Origin of the sequence: Bradyrhizobium sp. BRP20 (genome assembly GCF_020194215.1) — a bacterium.
Taxonomy (GTDB): Bacteria; Pseudomonadota; Alphaproteobacteria; order Rhizobiales; family Xanthobacteraceae; genus Bradyrhizobium; species Bradyrhizobium yuanmingense.
On sequence record NZ_JADYVY010000010.1, the window covers coordinates 219,957 to 238,757 of the forward strand.

An 18,801-nucleotide genomic window follows, 5' to 3' on the forward strand; every position below is an offset into this window, starting at 1 on the left:
CGCGGGGCGGCAACTGCCCTACGGCTGCTCCATTCGCGCCCGGAGCGCGTCCGCGTCGGCCTTCGGCAGCGATTTCAGCGTCGGCTTGATGGTCTCGCCGCCGACGATCTTGCCGTTGCGCATGAACATCCAGTCCGAGATGTCGGCCTCCGCGAACTTGACCTTATCACCGGCTCGCTTGCCCGGCAGATCGCGCGGCTCGTTGGCGAAGACGCCGGTCAAGGTCCCGTCGGGCAGCTTCTTCACCTCACCGATCCAGATGTGCTCCCCGCCCTTGCGGGTCGTAAAGCGCACCTTCAAAGCGTGACCAGACTCGGACGGCTTGGGCGATTCATAGGAGGCCCAGAAGGTCGGCAGCGAGCCGCGGGCGCGAGCGATCGCGGTGTTCATCTCGGGATCGCCGGTGCGCACATCGACGATCGGCGAGCGGTCTTGCGCAGCAACCTCGTGCGTCGGGCCGACGGTCAGGATGCCGAAAACGCAAACGCCGGTGATGGCGGCGAGAACGACCCATTTCATGGGTTGGGAGAGCTTTGTTGCCATGATCGCGATGTCCGGGACGCTTGTTGTGTCCTGGCTTTGTCGCACGTCGGCAGCAGCACGTTCAGTGCGCAATAAGCCACAAACGTTGCGCTTTTTACCCTCCCCTGGAGGGGGCCCGGGACGAGCGTAGCTCGCCCGTGGTCGGCTCGCATCTGAGCGTAGCGAAGATGAGAGACGGGGTGGGGTGAGGGTCTCTCCACATCGAACACTGCCCGTGTTGAGAGATCACCCCACCCCGCTCGCGCTGCGCGCGATCGACCCACGGGCGAGCTACGCTCGTCCCGGACCCCTTCAGGGGAGGGTGATCAAAACACCTTGCGGATCCAGTTGTGGGGATCGTTGGTGCGGCCGTACTGGATGTCGACGAGCTGCTTGCGCAGGCCCATGGCGACGGGGCCGGCGGCGCCGCCCGAGATGTCGAAATCGCCGCTGACCGAGCGCACCTTGCCGATCGGCGAGATCACCGCGGCGGTGCCGCAGGCGAAGGCTTCCTTCAGCCTGCCTGAGGCCGCGTCCTTGCGCCACTGCTCGAGCGTATAGGGTTCTTCGCGCACCGTCTTGCCGGCGTCGCGGGCGAGCGTGATGATGGAGTCGCGGGTGATGCCGGGCAGGATCGTGCCGAGCGGCGGCGTCGATAGCGAGCCGTCGTCGAACACGAAGAACACGTTCATGCCGCCGAGCTCCTCGATGTAGCGGCGCTCGACCGCGTCAAGGAAGACGACCTGGTCGCAGCCGTGCTGGATCGCTTCGGCCTGGGCGCGCAGGCTCGCGGCATAATTGCCGCCGCATTTGACCGCGCCGGTACCGCCGATCGCGGCGCGCGTGTAGTTCTCCGACACCCAGATCGAGACCGGCGCGGGCCCGCCCTTGAAGTAGGAGCCGACCGGCGAGGCGATCACCGCAAAGATGTATTCGGACGACGGCTTGACGCCGAGGAAGGTCTCGCTCGCGATCATGAACGGACGCAGGTAAAGGCTGCCCTCGCCGCCCGGCATCCAGGCGCGGTCGATGCGCACGACCTGCTCGACCGCCTCGATGAAGACGTCTTCGGGCAGCTGCGCCATCGCCATGCGATCGGCCGAGTCCTTGAAGCGGCGCGCATTGGCGTCGGGACGGAACAGGTTCACCCCGCCATCGTCGCGCTTGTAGGCCTTCAGGCCTTCGAAGATCTCCTGGGCGTAGTGCAGGACCGCGCCGGCGGGATCGAGCTGGAAGTTGGCGCGCGCCTCGATTTTCGCCTCGTACCAGCCGCCCTTGGCCTGGTTGTAGCGGACGATTGCCATGTGATCGGTGAAGACCCGCCCGAAGCCGGGATCCACCAGCTTGGCGACGCGGTCCTTCTCGGGCGTCGGATTGGATGCGGGCTGGATGTCGAATGTCATGCTCATGTCCTTGCCTCCCGCTGCCGGTGGCGGCGCTGTTTCTCGCGCCCGCCTGCCCGTTCGGGCCCGGCTGGCTTGATTGGTTTCTGGCCGGACCGCCGCCAGCCATGTTACGGCCGGTTTCCGCAGCCAGCATGTCATCGAGGACATGCTTTTGCGGAAGGCGGAAGTCCAGTATGTTTTGCCGAAATGCCGCTCGACAATCGCACGGTAGATCTGCTTCGGCCGTCGCCGCCTGTCCGGCTCTCTCCGGCCGTCCTGCTCCGATGCCACCCGGCGCGAAACGATCTAAAATTTCGTGCGGGTCGATCGTTTTGTAACATTGAACCCAAGATACGTCAATATGCCTGACATAAATTTCGCGACTCCTTCTCAAGACGCTGCCGCGCCCCGGCCGGCCGCAGGCGATGGAGGCAATTTGCGCTGGGATATCATCGAGCTGCTGTTCTTCGCCTATCGCGATTTCGTCGGCGATCCCGACCAGGAGCTGGAGGCGTTCGGCTTCGGCCGGGCCCATCACCGGGTCATGCATTTCGTCTACCGCTATCCCGGGCTCAAGGTCGCCGACCTGCTCGACGTCCTGCGCATCACCAAACAGTCGCTCGGCCGGGTGCTGAAGCAGCTCCTGGACGAGGGTTATATCGTGCAGAAGACCGGCGACAACGATCGTCGCCAGCGCCTGCTCTACGCGACGCCGAAGGGCGAGGCGCTGGTGCAAAAGCTCGCCGGGCTGCAGACCACGCGGATCACCAGGGCGCTCGCGGAGATGGGTCCGCAGGACGCCGAGACGGTCAAGCGCTTCCTGCGCGCGATGATCGACCGCGACGATCCGGACAAGGTGCTGGAGACGATCTTCGCTTCCGTCAAACAAGACGCCAAGGAGTGACCGTGCCGCTCGCAGCCACGCTCGCGCGCCCGCCGGTGCAACCGGCCGACGATGCCCCGCATCTCTTGCTGGTCGACGACGATCGCCGCATCCGCGACCTGCTCTCGCGCTTTCTTGCAAGTGAAGGCTACCGCGTCACCACCGCGGCGAGCGCCGGTGATGCGCGCTCGAAGCTGATGGGCCTGCATTTCGATCTCCTGATCCTCGACGTCATGATGCCCGGCGAGACCGGCTTCGACCTCGCCCGCTTCATCCGCACCTCGTCGTCGGTGCCGATCGTGATGCTGACGGCGCGCCACGAGGCGGAAGCCCGCATCGAGGGCCTGCAGATCGGCGCCGACGATTACGTCGCAAAACCGTTCGAGCCGCGCGAGCTGGCGCTGCGCATCAACAACATCCTCAAGCGCGCCGCGCCGCCGCCGCAGGCCACGACGATCGAGAAGATCGCCTTCGGCCCCTATGTCTACCATCTCGAACGCGGCGAATTGCGCCAGGGCGAGGAGGTCATCCACCTCACCGACCGCGAGCGCGAGATGCTGCGGATTCTCGCGGAGACGCCGGGCGAGACCGTGCCGCGCAGCGCGCTGACCGGCAATGGCACCGTCAACGAGCGCGCCGTCGACGTGCAGATCAACCGCCTCCGGCGCAAGATCGAGACCGATCCCGCCAATCCGCTGTTCCTGCAGGCGGTGCGCGGCATCGGCTACCGCCTGGTGGCCTCGCCCTGAACCGCAGTGAAGCGCGCCAGATGAGCACGATCGATACCGGCCTGACGCTGCTGAAGAGCGCCGCCGGCCGCGTCTCGGCCGCCAACGGCTGGATGGGCAACGCGTTCAAGGGCTGGATGCCGACCGGCCTCTACGCCCGCGCGCTCCTCATCATGATCGTGCCGATGGTGATCCTGCAATCGGTCGTCGCTTTCGTGTTCATGGAGCGGCACTGGAACACGGTGACGCGCCGCCTGTCGGCCGCAGTGGTTCAGGACATCGCCGCACTGATCGACGTCTACAAGGGCTATCCGCAAGATAAGGACCGCAACGAGATCCGCCGCATCGCGCAGCAGCGGCTCGGCCTCGTGGTCGATTTCCTGCCTGCCGGCGACATGCCGCCGCCGGGACCAAAACCGTTCTTCTCGCTGCTCGACCAGACGCTGTCGGTGCAGCTCGGCCGCCAGATCGGCCGCTCGTTCTGGATCGACACGGTCGGCCGCTCCAACCTGGTCGAGATCCGCATCCAGCTCGACGACGCCGTGATGCGCGTGTTCGCGCAGCGCAGCGCCGCCTATGCCTCGAACTCGGAGATCTTCCTGTTCTGGATGGTCGGCACATCCTCGATCCTGTTGATCGTCGCGGTGCTGTTCCTGCGCAACCAGATCAAGCCGATCCTGCGCCTTGCCGATGCCGCCGAGAGCTTCGGCAAGGGCCGCGAGGCGCCGAATTTCCGGCCGCGCGGCGCGCGCGAGGTGCGGCGCGCGGCGGTCGCCTTCCTGGAGATGAAGTCGCGCATCGAGCGCACGATGGAGCAGCGCACCGCGATGCTCGCCGGCGTCAGCCACGATCTGCGCACCATCCTGACCCGCTTCAAGCTCGAGCTGGCACTGATCGGAGACAGTCCCGAGCTCGAAGGCATGCGCAAGGACGTCGACGAAATGTCGATGATGCTGGAGGATTACCTTGCGTTCGCCCGCGGCGATTTCGGCGAGCAGTCGCAGCCGACCGACATGGCGCAGGCGCTCGAAGAGCTGCGCAGCGATGCCGAGCGTCACGGCCATACCGCGACCGTCGCCTTCAACGGCCTGCCCGTGGTGACGGTGAAGCCGGCTTCGTTCAAGCGCTGCCTCGCCAACCTCGTCACCAACGCAGCGCGCTACGGCAAGAACATCGCCATCACCGGCCAACGCGATCACCGTTATTTGACCGTCACCGTCGACGATGACGGCCCCGGCATTCCCGCCCACTTGCGCGAAGAGGTATTCAAGCCGTTCCTGCGGCTGGACAACGCCCGCAACCAGGACGAAGGCGGCACCGGCCTGGGGCTCGCTATTGCCCGCGACATCGCCCGCTCGCACGGCGGCGACATCACGCTCGGTGACAGCCCGATGGGAGGATTGAGGGCGAGCGTGCGGATACCGGTGTAGGTGCGGTTTTCCCTTCTCCCCTTGCGGGAGAAGGGCGCGAAGCGCCGGATGAGGGGTATCTCTCCGCGCGTCCAAGTCTCATTGAATTCGCGGAGAGAAACCCCTCACCCGTCTCGCCGCTTTGCGGCGATCCACCCTCTCCCACAAGGGGAGAGGGAAAGAGCACACCTACTTCGGCAGCAGCGCCTTCAGCTTGTCCATGTCGCGCGTGTTCATCTTGAAGCCGCCGGGCATGACGATGTCACCGGGCTTCTGATCCGGCTTGCAGGCCCCGAGCCACTTGGCTTGCAGCGTCGTCGTGCTATCGCGCCCCGCCGCACCAGCAACGCCGCCTTTGGCGTGTGAGGTCGTCTTCACCGTGTAGGCCGAGTTGAAGTCTCCGGTGATCTCGGCATGCGAGGTCGTGCTGACGCCGGCGACGCTGCACTCGGAATCGCTGACATAGCCGGTCGCGGTCTTCTTGATCTCCTGCTTGGCGCAGATCTGCTTGGCCATCGGGGAGACGTTGTTGCTCATCTCCTTGTCGACGGTCTCGTCGGTGCAGTGCTGCATGGTCATCTCGGGCATGGGCGAGCCCGATGTGACAAGCTTCATCTCCCAAAGACCGGCCTTGCGCAGCGGCAGTTCGTCGGCGCTGGCGCTGCCTGCCGACAACGCGAGGCAAAGCATCGAGCCGAGCAAAGCGAGTTTGCGCGTCATGAGGGAAGCTCCCGGCTGAGAGAGGTGCGGCGCCTACGACAGCGCCTCAGTACAGTGTGCGGATCGGCCGGTCGGCGGCGCCATAAGGCACCCAGCGGCACGAGAACGAGATGTAGCCGCCCTCATAGCCCTGCACGGCCAGGAATTTCGCCACCTTGCCGTAGCGGGCGCAATGATCGACCGCGACCTGGCGCGCATCGACCCGGGTCGCCATCGAATAGGCGATGATGCCGCCGGTGTCGTTGCCCTTGAACGGCGGCACGTAATCGGCGCGCGCCGACTGGCTCGCCATCATGCCTGAGACAACCAGGCTGGCAAGAAGGCCCGCGGCCGCAATGATTCGCATTCCCGTCACTCCAATTGGCTGGCGCCAGTTTACGGTGCCGCGACGCACGTGAAAAGAACCGAACCCCTGTTGGCCGCGACACTTGGTCAAGTCCTTGCGAAGTGTTGCCGCGCTGCACTTGACCTCCTCCAACCTTCGCGGCACCGTCCGGCCTTCGCAAGACCTTAGCTGCCCGGATTGATCATGCGCGCCCCCTTCGAGAAATCGCTCCGTTTCGCCGCCGTGCTCGGCCTCATGTTCGGAGCATTGTCACTCGGCGAGGCCAGGGCCGCCAATCCGCTGGAGCTGAATTTCTGGCTGAGCGGGCCGCGCTATGACGGCGCCGTCGCCCCTTGCGACTGGGCTCTGCCGAGGATCGTGCACGAATTCGCCGAAAAGGAATCCAAGTTCTGGAATTCTTCGTTGCAGATCACCGGTTTCTCCGCCGTTCGCGAGACCGCGTTCCGGCCCTGGCAGTCCGACAACATTCCGCGGCGCTATTGCACCGGCGAGGCCATGCTCAATGACGGCAAGGCGCGCAAGGTGCATTTCTCGATCATCGAGGATGGCGGCTTTGCCTCCTACGGCAACGGTGTCGAATGGTGCGTCGTCGGCGTCGACCGCAACTGGGCCTACAATCCGGCCTGCCGCGCCGCCAAGCCCTGATCAACAGCGGCGGATTCGGGCTGATCAGCCAGTCGATGGCTGCTGCCCCAATTTTGTTCTTGAAATGTTCCCATTGCCTGCTAGGCTGTATTGCACAGTCTAGTTGAGGGGCGTTGTCATGTTTCACTCCAGATTGCATTCGTTGTCCCGCCTGATGATCTCACTGACCCTCGCTGCGGGGTTGGCCACCCTCGCGGGCGGTGCGAAGGCACAGGACAAGCGGCAGAACGCCCCGGGCGAGTTCGATTTCTATGTGCTGGCGCTGTCGTGGTCGCCCTCGTTCTGCGAGGAAGCCGCCGAACGGGGCGGCCGGTCCCAGATGCAATGCGGCGGACGGCCCTACGCCTTCGTGGTGCATGGGCTGTGGCCGCAATACGAGAACGGTTTTCCGGAGTATTGCCAGCGCCCGGCGCCGCGGCTGAACCGCAACATCGTCTCCTCGATGCTCGATTTGATGCCGGCGCCGGGCCTGATCTTCAACGAATGGGACAAGCACGGCACCTGCTCCGGGCTGGAGGGCCGCGGCTATTTCGAGATGATCCGCAAGGCGCGCGCTGCGATCAAGATTCCGGCCGAATATCTCGATCTGGCGCAGGCCAAGACCGTCGCGCCGGCGGAGGTCGAGGAGGCCTTCATCAAGGCCAATCCGGGTCTCAGCAATGCCGCCGTCTCGGTCACCTGCAACCGGACACGGCTGTCCGAGGTCCGCATCTGCCTCAGCAAGGACCTGCAATTTCGCGCCTGCGACGAGATCGAGCGCCGCGCCTGCCGCCGCGACCAGGTGACGATGCCGCCGATCAGGGGCGGGTAGCTCAGTCATTGCGAGCGCAGCGAAGCAATCCAGAGTGCCTCCGCGGACGCATTTCTGGATTGCTTCGCTGCGCTCGCAATGACAGGGGTTAGGATCGCGCCAGACAACGTAGTCCTCTCCGCCATGAACTACCGCCACGCCTTCCACGCCGGCAGCTTCGCCGATGTCATCAAGCACATCGTGCTGGCGCGCATCCTCACTTATCTGCAGGACAAGCCGGCAGCGTTCCGCGTCATCGACACCCATGCCGGCGCCGGCCTCTACGATCTCGACAGCGACGAGGCGCGCCGCGGCGGCGAATGGCTGACCGGCATCGCGCGGCTGCTGCAGGCGCGCCTGTCGAACGAGAGCGCAGCGCTGACGAAGCCTTATCTCGACATCGTCCGCGCCTTCAACCCAAAGGGGGAGCTCAAGGCCTATCCGGGCTCGCCGTTGATCGCGCGCGGCCTGCTCAGGCCGCAGGACCGGCTCGTCGCCTGCGAGCTCGAGCCGAAGGCCCGCAAAGCGCTGATCGATGCGCTGCGCCGCGACGAGCAGGCCCGCGTGGTCGATCTCGACGGCTGGGTGGCGCTGCCGGCCTTCGTGCCGCCGAAGGAGCGGCGTGGCCTCGTGCTGATCGATCCGCCCTTCGAGGCCAAGGACGAGTTCGAGCGGCTCGGCGAAGCCTTCTCGGCAGCGTTCGCGAAATGGCCGACCGGTATCTACGTAATCTGGTATCCCGCCAAGAACCGGCGCGCCACCGACACGCTGGCACAAGCCGTGGCGCGGCTCGCAGCTGCAGCAAAGCCGCCTGGAAAATGCCTGCGCCTCGAATTCAGCGTCGCGCCGCAAGCCGACAGCGCCGCCCTCACCTCCACCGGTCTCCTGATCGTCAACCCGCCCTACACGCTGCACGGCGAGCTCAAGACCATTCTGCCGGAGCTGGAAATACCGCTCGGCCAGGGCGGTGCTGCCAGATTCCGGCTGGAGGTGCCCAAGCCTTAGCGCCAAGCATTGACGCCAAGCCGTAACACTCCGGCATTCTTGGGAAAAATATGCAGGACCGGTAGTCAATCTGCAAAGAACCGTATTATGCTATTTCCGTGACTGGCTTTACGTTCCGCTTCCGCGAATGGTTGCGGCGGAGTGAAGGCCCTAAGAAAGATCCCGCCGGACCGATCAGGTCCGTCCAAGGATGGCCAGCTCCCGGGCTCCGTAAGGCCCGGTCATGTCGCGACGTGAGTCTGCGTCGCGACGGAGGAGCAATGAGGGGGAGTTTCCCGATGGCCATGACGGGAACGGTCAAGTTCTTCAACGGCGAGCGCGGCTACGGCTTCATCAAGCCTGACGACGGCGGTCGCGATGTCTTCGTTCACATCACTGCTGTGGAGCGGGCGGGACTGAAGGACCTTGCCGAAGGACAGCGTATTACTTTCGAAGTCGAACCGGACAAGAAGGGGAAGGGACCGAAGGCGGTCAATCTGGTGATCCTCTCCTAGCAAGCCTGGCGAAAAAAAATCCCGGCCGCGAGCGGCCGGGAGGCTGGTCCGGTATTTTCTTCTTTGAATGTCAGAAGCGATAGTTCACGCCTGCGCGGACAACGTTGGCGCTATAGCCGTTTGACACGCCCGTGATTGCGAACTGGCTGGTCGACAGATCGATGTAGAGATATTCGAGCTTGGCGCTCCAGTTCGGCGCGAGGCCGACTTCCGCACCGGCGCCGATGGTCCAGCCCGCGGTGGTGTGCGACTCCGACCAACCGAAGGTTTGCGCGCGCAGCTCGCCGAAGGCGAGACCGGCGGTGCCGTAGAACAGCACGTTGTTGAACGCATAGCCGGCGCGGCCGCGCAGGGTGCCGAACCACGGGTTGGAGAACTTCCACGGCGCAAACGTGTCGTCGGCGCCGGCGGCCTGGATGTCGCCCTCGACGCCGAACACCCACGGGCCGTTCTGGAAATTGTAGCCGGCCTGCACACCGGCGACGAAGCCGGACGGCTTGGTGGGGTTGTTGTCGACCGAGCCCCATTCATAGCCGATATTGCCGCCGAGATAGGGACCCGCCCAGCTATAGGCATTGAGCGGCTGATTGACGGTATAGGGCGCACGCTGCCCGTAACTGAGATCGGCGGCCTCTGCCGAAGCTGTCCAGCCGGCTGCAACCAACGCGGCTGCGCCCACAACGAGCCTCTTCATCACTCACTCCAACGCCACTGTCGCAACCCGAGCGATGCCCGCGCCGCCGCGCGAGCAAAATCGCATGGTTACGGAACCAAGAGCTTTTCGCGTAGGATTTATCGAGAGTTTTAAGTTAAAGGGCTGTTAAGCCGGGTTACCGCCTGCTTAACAGACTTAAGGAAGCGTTACCGGGAGCTGCCCGCCATCCTCTGTGCGTGCCGCATGGCCGGAACTTCAAATCAGTCCCCCCAGCGCCTAAATTCGTCCCATGGTTCACGATTCCCCCGACAATCCGGACGACCGCGCGCGCAAGGCGCCGCCGGCTGCTGCGAGCGACACGCCGCCCGAGCGGCTGGCCGGGCCGGACGTAGATCCCGCGGCGGCAGGGGGCGATGACGAGGACGATGCCCTGCTGCCGGACATCCTGGAAGAGAGCGGCGCCGTCGGCGAAGGCCCGCTCGCGACCGGTCACGAGGCGATCGAGCGCGCGGTCCGCCTCGCACCGACCTCGCCCGGCGTCTATCGTATGCTCAATGCGAACGCCGACGTGCTCTATGTCGGCAAGGCCAAGAACGTCAAAAAGCGCCTGTCCAGTTATGCGCGCCAGAGTGCGCCGCTGCCGGCCCGCATCCTGCGCATGATCGCGGCCACCGTCACGGTGGAGATCGTCTCGACCACGACCGAGACCGAGGCGCTGCTGCTGGAAGCCAACCTGATCAAGCAGCTGCGGCCGCGCTTCAACGTGCAGCTTCGCGACGACAAGTCGTTCCCCTACATCCTGATCACCGGCGACCATTGGGCGCCGCAGATCCTGAAACATCGCGGTGCGCAGACCCGGCCCGGGCGCTATTTCGGCCCGTTTGCCTCCGCCGGCGCGGTCAACCGCACCATCACGGCGCTGCAGCGCGCGTTCTTGATCCGCTCCTGCACCGATTCCTTCTTCGAGAGCCGCACCCGGCCCTGCCTGCTCCACCAGATCCGCCGCTGCGCCGGACCCTGCACCCGGGAGATCGATTTCGGCGGCTATTCGACGCTGGTGCGCGAGGCCAGCGACTTCCTCTCCGGCAAGAGCCATGCGGTGAAGCAGGAGCTCGCCGGCGAGATGGAGAAGGCCTCGAACGAGCTCGAATTCGAGCGCGCCGCACTGTACCGCGATCGCCTCGCCGCGCTGTCGGCGATCCAGTCGCAGCAGGGCATCAATCCGCGCACGGTGGAGGAAGCCGACGTGTTCGCCATCCACCAGGAGGGCGGCTTCTCCTGCGTCGAGGTGTTCTTCTTTCGCACCGGACAGAACTGGGGCAACCGCGCCTATTTTCCGCGCGCGGAGAAGAGCTTTACGCCCGAGGAGGTGCTGGGGTCCTTCCTGGCGCAGTTCTACGACGACAAGCCGCCGCCGAGGAACATCCTGCTCTCGCACGATATCGAGGAGAGCGAGCTGCTCGCCAACGCGCTATCGATCAAGGCTGGCCACAAGGTCGAGGTCACCGCGCCCAAGCGCGGCGAGAAGAAGGAGCTGGTCACCCACGCGCTGACCAATGCGCGCGAGGCGCTCGGCCGCAAGCTCGCGGACACCGCGACGCAAAGCCGGTTGCTCGAGGCCATGGCCGCGACGCTGAGCCTGCCGCACGTGCCCAAGCGCATCGAGGTCTACGACAACAGCCACATCCAGGGCACCAACGCGGTCGGCGCCATGATCGTCGCGGGCCCAGATGGCTTCGTGAAGAACCAGTACCGCAAGTTCAACATCAAGTCGGAAGGGATCACGCCCGGCGACGACTTCGCCATGATGCGCGAAGTGCTGGAGCGCCGCTTCAAGCGCCTGATCAATCCGCCCGAGGATGCCGCCAGCAAGGCCAAGGACGACGATTTCCCGCAATGGCCCGACCTCGTGATCATCGACGGCGGCCGTGGCCAGCTCAACGCCGTGCGCGAGATCTTCGCCAATCTCGGCCTGACCCAGGTGTCGCTGATGTCAGTCGCCAAGGGACCGGACCGGGATGCCGGCCGCGAGACCCTGTTCATGCCGGAGCGCGAGGCGATCAAGCTGGAGCCGCGTGATCCCGTGCTCTATTTCATCCAGCGCCTGCGCGACGAAGCCCACCGCTTCGTCATCGGCTCGCACCGCAAGCTGCGCAAGAAGGACATCCGCGAGGCTGGTTTGCAGGAGATTCCGGGCATCGGCCCGTCACGCAAACGTGCCTTGCTGCACCATTTCGGAACCCTGAAGGAGATCGAACGGGCCTCGATCGCCGATCTCGGCAAGGTTCCGGGGGTGAGCGCCGAGAGCGCGCGCAGGATTTTCGAATATTTCCATCCCCAGCCGGGATGAACTAAAGGGGGACTGCAGTCATATGATCGTCGTGTCCGCACCTCATTTGGGGCGCGGGACGGTTGACGTTCAGGCAGCAGCGGTATTGGTAGGACGGATGAACATCGCCACCACACGAGGGACGACCAGCCGCGCGATGTCCCTCCCCAACATCCTGACCTATGGCCGGATCGCCGCGATCCCGGTCGTGGTCGGATGCATCTATGCGCAGTCGATTCTGGATCAGCCGCTCTGGCTGCGCTGGCTCGCGGTCGCCCTTTTCATCGCCGCAGGGGTGACGGATTACCTCGACGGCTACTACGCGCGGATCTGGAATCAGCAATCGGCTTTCGGCCGCATGCTCGATCCGATCGCCGACAAGCTGCTGGTCGCCTCCTGCCTGTTGATGCTGGCCGCGGACGGCATCATTCACGGCTGGTCGCTATGGGCCGCCATCGTGATCCTGTGCCGCGAGATCCTGGTCTCGGGCCTGCGCGAATATCTGGCTGCGCTCCGTGTCAGCGTGCCCGTGACCAAGCTTGCGAAGTGGAAAACCACGGTCCAGCTGGTTGCGATCGGCTTCCTGATCGCCGGCCCAGCCGGCGATCAGGTGGTGCCGGTGGTCTCGATGATTGGGCTCGCACTGCTGTGGGCTTCGGCGATCCTCACCATGTACACCGGCTACGACTATTTCCGCGCCGGCATCCATCACCTCATCAAGGAGGACGAGGGATGAAGGTGAAGTATTTCGCCTGGGTGCGCGAGCGCGTCGGCAAGGCCGAAGAGACGATCGAGCCTCCCGCGAGCGTGCGCACCGTCGAGGAGTTGATCGCCTGGCTCTCCGGCCAAAGCGAAGCCTATGCGTACGCGTTCGAGAAGCCGAAGGTGATCCGCGCCGCGATCGACCGCGCTCACGTCAAGCAGGACGCCGCCATCGCAGGCGCCCGCGAGATCGCGTTCTTCCCGCCCATGACCGGCGGCTAGCCTCATGACCTGCCCCGTCACCATCCGTATCCAGGAAGACGATTTCGACATCGCGCGCGAGATCTCGGTCCTGACGAGCAGCCGGACCGATATCGGCGCTGTGGTGACATTTTCCGGCATCTGCCGCGCCGACGAGGACAGCGCCACGGTCGCCGCGCTGACGCTCGAACATTACCCCGGCATGGCGGAGGAAGAGATCAGGCGCCACGCCGACGAGGCCGTCTCGCGCTGGCCGCTCAACGGCATCACGGTGATCCACCGCGTCGGCCGCTTGATGCCGGGCCAGAACATCGTGCTGGTGGTGACCGCCTCGCAGCACCGACAGGCGGCGTTCCAGGCGGCCGAGTTCCTGATGGACTATCTCAAGACCAGCGCGCCGTTCTGGAAGAAGGAAGAGAGCGCCACCGGCACCGGCTGGGTCGAGGCCCATGCCCGTGACGACGAAGCCGCCGCACGCTGGACCAAATCCTGATGGCCAAGCCAACGAAAAAGACCGTGCGCGGCCGCGCCGCGCCTAACCTCGCGAAGGTGGGACCCGGCGAGCTTCTCACGCTGCTCGACTTCGTCCGCTATGCGGTGAGCCGCTTCGTCGAGGCCAAGCTTTCCTTTGCTCATGGCACGACCGACCCCGTCGCGGAAGCCGCGTTCCTGGTCTGCGAGGCGCTGCATCTCAATCCCGACCAGTTCGAGATCTTCGCCAACGCGCGCGTCAGCGCCGCGGAAGGCAAGACCCTCCTTGACCTCATCCATCAGCGCGTCACGACGCGCAAACCGGCCGCCTATCTCGTCAACAAGATCTACATGCGCGGCCTGCCCTTCTATGTCGACGAGCGCGTCATCGTTCCGCGCTCCTTCATCGGCGAGCTCCTGGAGTCGCATTTCGGCGCCCACGGCGAGGCCGGATCGCTGATCGACGACCCGACGGCGGTCGAGCGCGTGCTCGATCTCTGCACGGGCTCGGGATGCCTTGCGATCCTCGCCGCGCATCATTTCCCGAACGCCACCATCGACGCCGTCGACATCTCCAAGGGCGCGCTCGAGGTCGCTGCGCGCAATGTCGGCGAATACGGGCTCGAGGACCGCATCAGTCTATATCGCGGCGATCTGTTCGCCCCTCTCGGCGGCAACAGATACGACCTGATCATCACCAACCCGCCCTACGTCGACGCCGAGGGCATGGCGGCATTGCCGCCGGAGTGCCGGGCCGAGCCGAAGCTCGCCTTCGATGGTGGCGCCGACGGTCTCGACGTGGTGCGCCGGATCCTACGCGATGCGCCCGACCACCTGACGGCGGATGGCGGGCTGATTTGCGAGATCGGCCGCGGCCGCGAGCTGGTCGACGAGGCCTTTCCGGAACTGCCGCTGCTCTGGCTGGACACCGAAGATTCCGAGGGCGAGGTGTTCTGGATCGCGGCCGCCGATCTCGGCTGATTCATCGCGGCCGATCACGCTCCGTCGGAACAAGTCAAATATCGCCACGTTCATCCCCCGATGAATTTTCTCGTCTTGGGAGGATGTCCGCATGCTCGCGCCATCGGGCGAATTGCTGCGCGCCGGGATGGCGCTCAAGCTCAATCACGTCAAACGCGCTGCTCAATCCTATCTGCGTGACCAGACCAGCCAGGCCACAGGCAAGGTGACATCTTACGCGGTGGCCGGCGGGCTGTTCGCGGTCGCCGGCCTGTTCGTTGTCGCGGCATTCTTCGTCGGACTGATCGCCCTGTACCGCTGGGTCGGGATCACCTACGGGCAGTTCTGGGGATTTGGCGCCGTCGCCGCAGTGCTGCTGGTGCTGGCCGGGGTCTGTGCCGGGGTGGCCATGGCCCAGATGAAACGCAAGGCCAAGCCGGTCGTGCCGCTCGCGAGCCGTCTGCGCGTGGCGATCGCCACGCCCCGGATCCCGCGTGGAACGGTCAAGGAGGCGGTGAAGGAGGTCGCAACGACGATTCCCCTCGCGCCGCTCGCACCGGGCGAGCGCGGCGGCATCAAAACCTGGCCGGCCCGCGCCAACCGTCCCGTGCAGCTCGGCCTGATGCTCGCGGCGGTCGGCCTGGTCGGGCTGACGGCCGCCCGGCGGCGACGCAACAGGCATAGTCTGGAGGCGTGATGCTGGCGCGGCGCTCCGAGCAGATCGACTCCTGGCTGCTGGTGGCGGCAACGGCCGTGTTCGTGCTGACCGCGGAGCGCTACTTTCAGGATTCCGGCCTGGCGAGGCCCGGGCCTCCGCAACACCACCGCAAGGGCGAAGCGAATTCCCCGGAAACGCACCCGGCCGGTGCGGCGATGCAGCCGGGCCGCGGCCGCCGGGCGAAAAGCCCGTTCGAGATCCCCTGGGCTGGCTGGAAGGACATTTTCTGGCGGACCTATCAACGCATCGACGAGGATCGCCTGCTCGCGACGGCGGGCGGCGTCGTCTTCTTCGGGCTGCTCGCGCTCTTCCCCGCAGTCACCGCGCTCGTCTCCTCTTATGCCCTGTTCGCCGATCCCGCCACGATCAGCGCCAATCTGCACACGCTTGCGACCATGCTGCCGGAGGGCTCGTTCCAGATCGTCGAGGACCAGGTCGCGCGCGTGGTGTCGAACGGCAATGCGACGCTCGGCGTCACCTTCCTGGTCGGCCTGCTGCTTGCGATCTGGAGCGCCAATGCCGGCGTCAAGGCGATCTTCGACGCCCTCAACGTTGCCTATGAGGAACGCGAGAAGCGCAGCTTCATCCGGCTGAACATGGTCTCGCTGGCCTTCACCGTCGGCGGCATCGTGGCGCTGCTGTTGATGGTGGGAGCCGTCGTCGCCTTCCCGCTTGCGCTCAATCATCTCGGCATGGCGCCGGAAAGCAAGCTGATCGTGGCGCTGGCACGATGGCCGCTGCTGTTCATCATCCTGCTGGTCGCACTCGCCATCCTCTATCGCTTCGCGCCGAGCCGCGATGCGCCGCGCTGGCAATGGCTGAGCCTCGGCGCCGTGATTGCCGCGATTCTCTGGATCGCGGGCTCTGCCCTGCTGTCCTGGTATCTCTCGGAATTCGCCAATTACAACGCAACCTACGGCTCGCTGGGCGCGGCGATCGGCCTGATGACGTGGATGTGGATGTCGGCGATCGTCATCATGTTCGGCGCCGAGCTGAATTCGGAGATCGAGCGGCAGACGCTGCGCGATACCACCACCGGGCGGGCGAAGCCGCTCGGCACCCGGGACGCCGTCTCCGCCGACACCGTCGGCGCCACCGCGCCATTTTGATCGGTGGCGGTCGGGCCGAAGCTGGCCCGACCGCATCCCAGGCGCGATCAGCGCTTGGTTATCACGGCTTCCAGATATTCGCTGTGCACCACGATCGTGCCGTCATCGGCGTGGTTGAACTCTTCTAGCAGCGCCAGGAGATCGCGCGCCAGCGCGGCCTGCCCGTTCGCGTCGAGCGCGGCAAACGCCTTCAGCGTGGGGCCATAGAAGGTCTTGAAGATCTCGAGCCAATGGTCCGGCGAACGATAGCGGAACACGAACATGCGCGGCTCGGCGGCGATCTCCGCGGCCACGCCGCCGAACATCTCCTCGAGCCGTGCCGGTGTGCCCCACATGGCGGGCGATTTCACGCCCGCCGGGGGCGGCAAATGCTTGCCGATGGTCTTGAACAGCTGGCCGATGAAGCCTTGCGGCGTCCAGTTGGCAAGGCCGATCTTGCCGCCGGATCTGCAGACCCGCGCGAGCTCGGAAGCGGCCTTGTCCTGATCCGGTGTGAACATCACGCCGAAAGTGGAAAGCACGACGTCGAAGGCGGCATCCGCAAAGGGCAGCGCCTCGGCATCCGCTTCGCGGAACTCGACGGCGAGGTGTTCGGCCATGGCGCGCTCGCGCCCGCGCTTGAGCAGCGCCGGCACGTAGTCGGTGGATGTGACGTCACACCAGCGCCGCGCCGCCGCCAGCGTCGCATTGCCGTTGCCGGCAGCGACGTCCAGCACCTTGCTGCCGGCGCGCAAGTCAATGGCCTCGCAGAGCTGTTCCCCGACGATCTGCAAGGTGGTGCCGACCACGGCATAATCGCCGGACGACCAGGCGCCGTGCTGGCGCTGCTTGACGGCGGCAAGATCGGGTTGGGGGGCGGCTGGCTTGAGCGCGGCGGATGTCGACATGGCAATCTCCTGCGGTTGAAAACGCCGGGACGATAGGGCGCATGCGGCGCGCTGGCCTTGAGGCCGGCATGATTTTCCGCTGAGAGCGTCTTGATTTCCGCACCTGAGCCGGCAGACCGGTGACGAAAGGCTTTGGGCGCGCGGGCCTGAATAGGCTCCGACACAGTCCTATCCCCTCGAATCAACAATGATGTTAGGCTGATCGAAGCTTGGGGGAGCATGAGGCGTGACGAGGTCGAGCGACCCGTGTTTTCCCCGGGTGAGGCAGTCAGCTCTTAAAGGCATAACGCGCGGCATGATTCGCATTTCGACGATCTTCATCGCCATCTGCATGGTCCTGGTCGCGGCCTCGCTCGGGCTCGTGCTCTATTCGGTCGCCGGCATCAGCGGAACGGAATCGGCGATCGTGGCGCTGACCGCGCTGACCTTCCTGATCCTCTACAACGCGGTGTCGATGCGGCTGCGCGACCGCAGCGACGTCGGCGGCCAGATCGCCGATCTCTCGCGCGGCACCGCCGATCTCGCCCGCCAGGTGGCCGAGTTCGGCCGCCGGCTGGCTGCGGTCGAGAGCCGCATCGCCGCGTCCAATTCGACCAATTCCGACCGCATCCAGTCGGTCATCGGCGAGATCAACGAACTTGGCGGATTGGTCAGGCAGCTCGCCACCACCGTGGCGGCCCATGAGGATCTGCTCGCCGGCCACGCGTCGGCTCCCGCACCCGCCCCGGTCTCAAGGCCCGAGCCGGAAACGCCGATCGATCTGGCTGCCCCGTTCGAGGAGAAGCCGCTCGCTCCTCCTCCGCTTCCGCAGCCCCCGCTACGGCCGGCGCCGCCGACGGTGCAGGTCCAGGCCGCCCCCCCGGTTCAGACCGCCAATGGACGCAACCAGACCCAATTGCTGGCGACGCTGCGCAATGCGGTCGACGAGAACCGCATCGATATCTTCCTGCAGCCGATGGTCACGCTGCCGCAGCGCAAGGTGCGGTTCTACGAGGCGGTGACGCGCCTGCGCGACGAGCGCGACCAGCTGATCGCCGCCGAAGAGTTCATCAGCATCGCGGAAGCCTCGGGCCTGATCGGTCGCATCGACAACATGGTGATGCTGCGATGCGTGCAGGTGCTGCGGCGCCTGATGGTGCGCAACAAGGACGTCGGCGTGTTCTGCAACGTCGCGGCGTCCACGCTGGGCAATTCCACCACCTTCGCGCAATGTCTCGATTTCCTGGAAGCCAACCGCGCGCTGGCGCCCTCGCTGGTGCTGGAGTTCAAGCAGTCGACCTTCCGCAATCTCGGCCCCGCCGAGACCGAGAACCTCGCGGCGCTCGCCCAGCGCGGCTTCCGTTTCTCCATCGACCATGTCACGGATTTGCGCATCGAACCGCGCGAGCTGGCCGATCGCGGGGTTCGCTTCATCAAGGTGCCTGCCGCGCTGCTGCTCGATCCCAAGCAGGCCTCCGCCTCCGACATCCACCCGTCCGACCTCTCCGACCTGCTCGGCCGCTTCGGCATCGACCTGATCGCCGAACGGATCGAAGGCGAGCGCGCCGTGGTCGACCTGCTCGACTATGACGTGCGGTTCGGCCAAGGGTTCCTGTTCGCGCCGCCCCGGCCATTGCGGCCCGAGGGGGCATCTGCTACCGGCGGGGCCTCGCCGAACCAGGCGCAGGACATTCAGGGATCCAATGGCTCCGCCACACCCAGCTCAGGCGCGACCTCTTCGGCGCCTCCGCCCCAACGCATCACCGGAAACGCAGCGCTCGCGCGCCGCATCTGATCGGCCGC

The 18,801-nt window shown here is 65.5% G+C and carries 21 protein-coding genes; 15 read left to right on the forward strand and 6 right to left on the reverse strand.

Going from position 1 to position 18,801, the window contains the following annotated elements:
* Positions 1 to 18: 18 nt before the first annotated feature.
* Together I6F33_RS23985 and I6F33_RS23990 are read right to left on the reverse strand one after the other, a co-directional pair.
* A complete protein-coding gene (locus I6F33_RS23985) occupies positions 19 to 543 on the reverse strand; it encodes a YegJ family protein (RefSeq protein ID WP_036009354.1) in 525 nt (174 codons plus the stop codon).
* A 305-nt stretch (positions 544 to 848) separates the two neighbouring features.
* Entirely contained in the window at positions 849 to 1,931 is a 1,083-nt protein-coding gene (locus I6F33_RS23990) for a branched-chain amino acid aminotransferase (protein ID WP_057027674.1), read from the reverse strand.
* 337 nt (positions 1,932 to 2,268) lie between these two features.
* Here I6F33_RS23990 and I6F33_RS23995 point away from each other — a divergent pair, with 337 nt between their 5' ends.
* The 3 genes from I6F33_RS23995 to I6F33_RS24005 are packed head-to-tail and all read left to right on the forward strand — an operon-like array spanning position 2,269 to position 4,948.
* Positions 2,269 to 2,811 (forward strand): MarR family winged helix-turn-helix transcriptional regulator, encoded by a 543-nt coding sequence (locus I6F33_RS23995; protein WP_057027673.1) that lies wholly within the window; start codon positions 2,269 to 2,271, stop codon positions 2,809 to 2,811.
* Positions 2,808 to 3,539 (forward strand): response regulator, encoded by a 732-nt coding sequence (locus I6F33_RS24000; protein ID WP_057027672.1) that lies wholly within the window; start codon positions 2,808 to 2,810, stop codon positions 3,537 to 3,539. The genes I6F33_RS23995 and I6F33_RS24000 overlap by 4 nt, the downstream gene beginning before the upstream one ends.
* A 20-nt stretch (positions 3,540 to 3,559) precedes the next feature.
* Positions 3,560 to 4,948, forward strand: a complete 1,389-nt coding sequence (locus I6F33_RS24005; protein WP_225144310.1) for an ATP-binding protein — start codon at positions 3,560 to 3,562, stop codon at positions 4,946 to 4,948.
* Between the two features lie 168 nt (positions 4,949 to 5,116).
* On the opposite strand, the gene I6F33_RS24010 is transcribed toward I6F33_RS24005, so the two are convergent.
* Positions 5,117 to 5,647 (reverse strand): DUF3617 family protein, encoded by a 531-nt coding sequence (locus I6F33_RS24010; protein WP_036009304.1) that lies wholly within the window; start codon positions 5,645 to 5,647, stop codon positions 5,117 to 5,119.
* Positions 5,648 to 5,693: 46 nt separating this feature from the next.
* On the reverse strand, positions 5,694 to 5,993 hold the full coding sequence (locus I6F33_RS24015) for a hypothetical protein (RefSeq protein ID WP_036027125.1): 300 nt from the start codon (positions 5,991 to 5,993) through the stop codon (positions 5,694 to 5,696).
* Positions 5,994 to 6,176: 183 nt separating this feature from the next.
* On the opposite strand from I6F33_RS24015, the gene I6F33_RS24020 reads away from it, so the two are divergent.
* The 4 genes from I6F33_RS24020 (at position 6,177) to I6F33_RS24035 (ending at position 8,927) form a co-directional block, all read left to right on the forward strand.
* Entirely contained in the window at positions 6,177 to 6,638 is a 462-nt protein-coding gene (locus I6F33_RS24020) for a hypothetical protein (RefSeq protein ID WP_225144311.1), read from the forward strand.
* A gap of 118 nt (positions 6,639 to 6,756) precedes the next feature.
* Positions 6,757 to 7,449: a ribonuclease T2 gene (locus I6F33_RS24025; protein WP_225144312.1), complete on the forward strand. Its 693-nt coding sequence runs from the start codon at positions 6,757 to 6,759 to the stop codon at positions 7,447 to 7,449.
* Positions 7,450 to 7,572: 123 nt separating this feature from the next.
* Complete coding sequence (locus tag I6F33_RS24030) at positions 7,573 to 8,433, forward strand: 23S rRNA (adenine(2030)-N(6))-methyltransferase RlmJ (RefSeq protein ID WP_225144327.1); 861 nt, start codon at positions 7,573 to 7,575, stop codon at positions 8,431 to 8,433.
* A 278-nt stretch (positions 8,434 to 8,711) separates the two neighbouring features.
* Positions 8,712 to 8,927: a cold-shock protein gene (locus I6F33_RS24035; protein WP_008544396.1), complete on the forward strand. Its 216-nt coding sequence runs from the start codon at positions 8,712 to 8,714 to the stop codon at positions 8,925 to 8,927.
* A gap of 70 nt (positions 8,928 to 8,997) precedes the next feature.
* On the opposite strand, the gene I6F33_RS24040 is transcribed toward I6F33_RS24035, so the two are convergent.
* Positions 8,998 to 9,621: an outer membrane protein gene (locus tag I6F33_RS24040; RefSeq protein ID WP_225114833.1), complete on the reverse strand. Its 624-nt coding sequence runs from the start codon at positions 9,619 to 9,621 to the stop codon at positions 8,998 to 9,000.
* Positions 9,622 to 9,871: 250 nt separating this feature from the next.
* Between I6F33_RS24040 and uvrC the strand changes: the two genes are divergently transcribed.
* The 7 genes from uvrC (at position 9,872) to I6F33_RS24075 (ending at position 16,132) form a co-directional block, all read left to right on the forward strand.
* Complete coding sequence (gene uvrC / locus I6F33_RS24045; protein ID WP_225144313.1) at positions 9,872 to 11,932, forward strand: excinuclease ABC subunit UvrC; 2,061 nt, start codon at positions 9,872 to 9,874, stop codon at positions 11,930 to 11,932.
* Between the two features lie 97 nt (positions 11,933 to 12,029).
* Positions 12,030 to 12,647, forward strand: a complete 618-nt coding sequence (gene pgsA / locus I6F33_RS24050) for a CDP-diacylglycerol--glycerol-3-phosphate 3-phosphatidyltransferase (RefSeq protein ID WP_036009286.1) — start codon at positions 12,030 to 12,032, stop codon at positions 12,645 to 12,647.
* A complete protein-coding gene (gene moaD / locus I6F33_RS24055) occupies positions 12,644 to 12,895 on the forward strand; it encodes a molybdopterin converting factor subunit 1 (protein ID WP_036009285.1) in 252 nt (83 codons plus the stop codon). Before pgsA ends, moaD begins: the two co-directional genes overlap by 4 nt.
* Positions 12,896 to 12,899: 4 nt before the next feature.
* Positions 12,900 to 13,367 (forward strand): molybdenum cofactor biosynthesis protein MoaE, encoded by a 468-nt coding sequence (locus I6F33_RS24060; RefSeq protein WP_036027112.1) that lies wholly within the window; start codon positions 12,900 to 12,902, stop codon positions 13,365 to 13,367.
* Complete coding sequence (gene prmB / locus I6F33_RS24065) at positions 13,367 to 14,326, forward strand: 50S ribosomal protein L3 N(5)-glutamine methyltransferase (RefSeq protein WP_225144314.1); 960 nt, start codon at positions 13,367 to 13,369, stop codon at positions 14,324 to 14,326. The genes I6F33_RS24060 and prmB overlap by 1 nt, the downstream gene beginning before the upstream one ends.
* A gap of 91 nt (positions 14,327 to 14,417) precedes the next feature.
* On the forward strand, positions 14,418 to 15,002 hold the full coding sequence (locus I6F33_RS24070; protein WP_225144315.1) for a phage holin family protein: 585 nt from the start codon (positions 14,418 to 14,420) through the stop codon (positions 15,000 to 15,002).
* On the forward strand, positions 15,002 to 16,132 hold the full coding sequence (locus I6F33_RS24075) for a YihY/virulence factor BrkB family protein (RefSeq protein WP_225144316.1): 1,131 nt from the start codon (positions 15,002 to 15,004) through the stop codon (positions 16,130 to 16,132). The genes I6F33_RS24070 and I6F33_RS24075 overlap by 1 nt, the downstream gene beginning before the upstream one ends.
* 47 nt (positions 16,133 to 16,179) lie before the next feature.
* Here the strand turns inward: I6F33_RS24075 and I6F33_RS24080 are convergent, their stop codons facing one another.
* On the reverse strand, positions 16,180 to 17,019 hold the full coding sequence (locus I6F33_RS24080) for a class I SAM-dependent methyltransferase (RefSeq protein ID WP_225140476.1): 840 nt from the start codon (positions 17,017 to 17,019) through the stop codon (positions 16,180 to 16,182).
* 295 nt (positions 17,020 to 17,314) lie between these two features.
* Between I6F33_RS24080 and I6F33_RS24085 the strand changes: the two genes are divergently transcribed.
* A complete protein-coding gene (locus I6F33_RS24085) occupies positions 17,315 to 18,793 on the forward strand; it encodes an EAL domain-containing protein (protein ID WP_109145327.1) in 1,479 nt (492 codons plus the stop codon).
* The last annotated feature ends 8 nt before the right edge of the window (positions 18,794 to 18,801 follow it).

Coding starts and splice junctions, on each gene's coding strand:
- pgsA (WP_036009286.1), top strand. CDS start 12,030: ATGAACATCGCCACCACACGAGGGACGACCAGCCGCGCGATGTCCCTC.
- uvrC (WP_225144313.1), top strand. CDS start 9,872: ATGGTTCACGATTCCCCCGACAATCCGGACGACCGCGCGCGCAAGGCG.
- I6F33_RS23985 (WP_036009354.1), bottom strand. CDS start 543: ATGGCAACAAAGCTCTCCCAACCCATGAAATGGGTCGTTCTCGCCGCC.
- I6F33_RS24005 (WP_225144310.1), top strand. CDS start 3,560: ATGAGCACGATCGATACCGGCCTGACGCTGCTGAAGAGCGCCGCCGGC.
- I6F33_RS24010 (WP_036009304.1), bottom strand. CDS start 5,647: ATGACGCGCAAACTCGCTTTGCTCGGCTCGATGCTTTGCCTCGCGTTG.
- I6F33_RS24060 (WP_036027112.1), top strand. CDS start 12,900: ATGACCTGCCCCGTCACCATCCGTATCCAGGAAGACGATTTCGACATC.
- prmB (WP_225144314.1), top strand. CDS start 13,367: ATGGCCAAGCCAACGAAAAAGACCGTGCGCGGCCGCGCCGCGCCTAAC.
- I6F33_RS24040 (WP_225114833.1), bottom strand. CDS start 9,621: ATGAAGAGGCTCGTTGTGGGCGCAGCCGCGTTGGTTGCAGCCGGCTGG.
- I6F33_RS23995 (WP_057027673.1), top strand. CDS start 2,269: ATGCCTGACATAAATTTCGCGACTCCTTCTCAAGACGCTGCCGCGCCC.
- I6F33_RS24015 (WP_036027125.1), bottom strand. CDS start 5,993: ATGCGAATCATTGCGGCCGCGGGCCTTCTTGCCAGCCTGGTTGTCTCA.
- I6F33_RS24085 (WP_109145327.1), top strand. CDS start 17,315: ATGATTCGCATTTCGACGATCTTCATCGCCATCTGCATGGTCCTGGTC.
- I6F33_RS24070 (WP_225144315.1), top strand. CDS start 14,418: ATGCTCGCGCCATCGGGCGAATTGCTGCGCGCCGGGATGGCGCTCAAG.
- I6F33_RS24035 (WP_008544396.1), top strand. CDS start 8,712: ATGGCCATGACGGGAACGGTCAAGTTCTTCAACGGCGAGCGCGGCTAC.
- I6F33_RS24075 (WP_225144316.1), top strand. CDS start 15,002: ATGCTGGCGCGGCGCTCCGAGCAGATCGACTCCTGGCTGCTGGTGGCG.
- I6F33_RS24025 (WP_225144312.1), top strand. CDS start 6,757: ATGTTTCACTCCAGATTGCATTCGTTGTCCCGCCTGATGATCTCACTG.
- I6F33_RS24020 (WP_225144311.1), top strand. CDS start 6,177: ATGCGCGCCCCCTTCGAGAAATCGCTCCGTTTCGCCGCCGTGCTCGGC.
- I6F33_RS24080 (WP_225140476.1), bottom strand. CDS start 17,019: ATGTCGACATCCGCCGCGCTCAAGCCAGCCGCCCCCCAACCCGATCTT.
- moaD (WP_036009285.1), top strand. CDS start 12,644: ATGAAGGTGAAGTATTTCGCCTGGGTGCGCGAGCGCGTCGGCAAGGCC.
- I6F33_RS24030 (WP_225144327.1), top strand. CDS start 7,573: ATGAACTACCGCCACGCCTTCCACGCCGGCAGCTTCGCCGATGTCATC.
- I6F33_RS23990 (WP_057027674.1), bottom strand. CDS start 1,931: ATGAGCATGACATTCGACATCCAGCCCGCATCCAATCCGACGCCCGAG.